This is a genomic window from Kitasatospora sp. NPDC047058, from assembly GCF_040643935.1.
Lineage (GTDB): Bacteria > Actinomycetota > Actinomycetes > Streptomycetales > Streptomycetaceae > Kitasatospora.
This window is the reverse complement of the sequence record NZ_JBEYVJ010000677.1, coordinates 1-2,644: the sequence shown is the minus strand read 5'-3', so window position 1 is coordinate 2,644 and position 2,644 is coordinate 1. Positions and strand designations below refer to the sequence as shown.

General features: G+C 66.9%; 2 protein-coding genes, 4 tRNA genes and 1 pseudogene. 1 reads left to right on the top strand and 6 read right to left on the bottom strand.

What is annotated here, in order from left to right; all coding sequences use genetic code 11:
• Window positions 1-433: 433 nt before the first annotated feature.
• Window positions 434-961 carry an SMI1/KNR4 family protein gene (locus tag ABZ885_RS39190; RefSeq protein ID WP_360199679.1) on the bottom strand — a complete coding sequence of 176 codons (528 nt, stop codon included), beginning with the start codon at window positions 959-961 and terminating at the stop codon, window positions 434-436.
• A 69-nt stretch (window positions 962-1,030) separates the two neighbouring features.
• Between ABZ885_RS39190 and ABZ885_RS39185 the strand changes: the two are divergent.
• Window positions 1,031-1,285, top strand: a pseudogene (locus tag ABZ885_RS39185) (IS630 family transposase); the annotation flags it as partial.
• Window positions 1,286-1,332: 47 nt separating this feature from the next.
• Here ABZ885_RS39185 and ABZ885_RS39180 read toward each other — a convergent pair.
• The 5 genes from ABZ885_RS39180 to ABZ885_RS39160 all read right to left on the bottom strand — a co-directional run bounded on the left by ABZ885_RS39180 (window position 1,333) and on the right by ABZ885_RS39160 (window position 2,389).
• On the bottom strand, window positions 1,333-1,746 hold the full coding sequence (locus ABZ885_RS39180) for a peptidoglycan-binding domain-containing protein (RefSeq protein ID WP_360199677.1): 414 nt from the start codon (window positions 1,744-1,746) through the stop codon (window positions 1,333-1,335).
• Window positions 1,747-2,026: 280 nt separating this feature from the next.
• Window positions 2,027-2,106, bottom strand: a tRNA-Tyr gene (locus ABZ885_RS39175).
• A gap of 1 nt (window position 2,107) precedes the next feature.
• Window positions 2,108-2,202 (bottom strand) — tRNA-Ser (locus tag ABZ885_RS39170).
• A 19-nt stretch (window positions 2,203-2,221) separates the two neighbouring features.
• Window positions 2,222-2,307: transfer RNA gene (locus ABZ885_RS39165), tRNA-Ala, on the bottom strand.
• Window positions 2,308-2,317: 10 nt separating this feature from the next.
• Window positions 2,318-2,389 (bottom strand) — tRNA-Gln (locus tag ABZ885_RS39160).
• Between the last annotated feature and the right edge of the window lie 255 nt (window positions 2,390-2,644).

The following is a 2,644-nucleotide window of genomic DNA, read 5'->3' as shown; positions in this document are numbered from 1 at the left end:
GGCACCAGCACCGTACTCAACCGGAACTGCGCCACCATCAACGCAGGGTCACCCACCCCCGCCCGCAGCATCCGCACCTGATGCACCAAACCCGCATTACCCACCGTCACCCCCCGATCGCTCCCGAACCTTACCCGGCCACCGGACAACACCGAAGCAACGAGAGCACCGGAGCTGGCAGACAGTCCCGAGCGCTTCAACCGCGCCCAATACAGGTCCAGGTCAGTCCCGGGGTAGGCAAGATCAACAACGACGACGCGGGCCAGACGGACGGGGCGGCGCAGCTGTCTGTCCTGCGTGAGGAGGCGGTGCTGGTCAGCGGGAGTGGTGCGCCTCGGAGGCCGCGTGGACGGCCGGCTGCACGGCTGCCACCTGTACTGGTCGTGGCAGGGTCTGGCCTTGCTGGTAGTCCGGAGGCGCTTCGCGTGTGGGGTCAGCCGAATGAGCCATCGCTCTTCACGCTCTCGAACCCGTCGGCGGAGGTGAAGCCTTCGGTGAAGGACTGGAGGTCCGGAGCGAGGGACAACTCCGAGCTGTCGTCAGCATCGAACCAGGTGACGGACGGTTCCCCGTGTCGGCCGCAGACTCGGTAGTCGAGTCCGATCCAGCAGGGCCCGTCACCCGAGACCAGCACCACAGGGGCGGGGAGGTTCCACTCTGCGACCAGGTACGGGCTGTCGAGCAGGGAGAGCGTTCCCTCGCGGTGGCCGATACCCAGCATGCTGTCGAAGGGGATGTGGTCGGCACTCCACGAGGTTGGCCTGCTCGTGGGGAAAGCATTCCGGCTGCTCGTGACCTGGCCCCCGTTCTGCCGTCGCAGCAGGTCGAGCAGGGAGCTGGGGAGCGTGACGTTCAGCAGCCGCTCGGCGTCCAGAATCACCTGGTCGGTGACGGGCGGCTGCACTCCGCAGTTGCTATCGGTGTCCCACAAGGACTGCTGGAGATCGTCAAAGCGCGCCATGCCTGGCATCGTAGGAGCCACGCCCGACAGTTGATCGTCCAGCCCACTCCAGACGAGCCCAATGCTCACGTGACTGGACGTGTGCGGGTGCGGGACATCGATGACGACGAGGGACAGCGCCTTCTACGGATCGTCCGAAAGGGCACCGGTTCGGTGGTGACATGGCGGCGGGCCCAGATGGTGCTGCTGCCCGCGCAGAGCATGCCGGTGGCGAAGATCGCCGAGATGACGTTCGCCAGCAGTGACCGGATCCGGGACGTGCTCCACAACTTCAACGCCGACTGCTTCGAGGCGCTCTATGCCAAGTACAAAGGCGGGCGGCCACCGCCGGCTACACCGGTGGGGGCCGCCCGGAGACTCACTACGGCTGGTTAGGCGGTAGGAACTTGGTAATAGCACCAGGCGTAGCCGGCGGGCTTGAGGTAGTTGTAGTAGAGAATGTTTCCGGTCCGGGGGCCCACGACAGCGTCGGCGGAAAGGTTGTTCTGCCGCTGGAAGTTCAACAGCGCCCCGCGCGTCTCCTCTCCGAAGGGGGCGTCCTCGGAAATACGTCCGGTCCAGCCATCGTGCGCACGACCCCAGAGATTGAGCGCCATCTGAACGCAATGCACGCCGTTCCCGGAGTCTCCGTACCGAATGTTGCGCACGCCGGGCTGGGCACCTGCCGATACGGCGTTTGTGGCGATGAGAACAGCGGCACTCGCGGCCACTACCCCTCCGCGCAGCGCCGACCTCATATCCAGCTTCATCTCTTCCCCCTGAATAGACAATGCACAGATGCTCACGCCACGACGGGCACGAACACAGTTCAACCGTACACGGCCGTAAGAGGTGACGGCCAATCAGACCCGGCTCGCGACAACGGCAGGCCGTCTCCCCTTGACCTGGACATTGAGGTCTCCGGCACAAACTTGCCCTTACTCCCGGCGCAAGCACGCCTCGGACGTTCCGGAGTCCAGGTACGCCGGAGTGCAGCGCCGACACGCCCGAAAGCACCTGAGCAGGGCAGACCTCTGCCTCGCACGCACCTTCAAAGGAGGCCGGCCCGCCCGGGGTCGGTAGAGGTGGGCGAGGGCGGATTCGAACCGCCACAGCCGAAGCGGGGGTGTTACAGACCCCTGGGCTCTCCCATGCCCAGCTCGCCCTTGGCGGAGGAGGTGGGGGTCGAACCCACACGGGTGCTCGCGCACCCCAACGGTTTTCGAGACCGAGGCCGGCGCCGCCTGTCGGCCGGCTCCTCCATGACACTGCTGTGTTGCGCGGAGAGTGCGCGGGTCGAACGCGCGCGGGTGTGGCCCGGCGACGGCTTGAGCAAAGCCGCTGCCCTGCCACTCGGCCAAATCTCCAGGTGCTGCGCTGCCGGACGAGGATTCGAACCCCGGTCGCCTGATCCAAAGTCAGGCGTGCTGCCAGTTGCACCATCCGGCACGGTCGGGCGGCATCACGAAGGGGCCGCCCCGGCGGGGAGCGTCCCCCGGACGGCCCGGCCACTGGCCGGTGAGCGCGCTACGAGGACGTCCCGCTCGTCTGGGAACTTGAGAGGACGTTAAGTCCGTTTCTGGTAGCGGCCGCGTCCGGGTTGGTCGAGGTGAAGTCGGCCAGCGACCCGGCCTCGATCCGCCCGGCCTCCGGCCAGCCGAGCGAGGCGTGCCCGTCCTCGGTGCTTGCCCGGAGCAGCGCGTT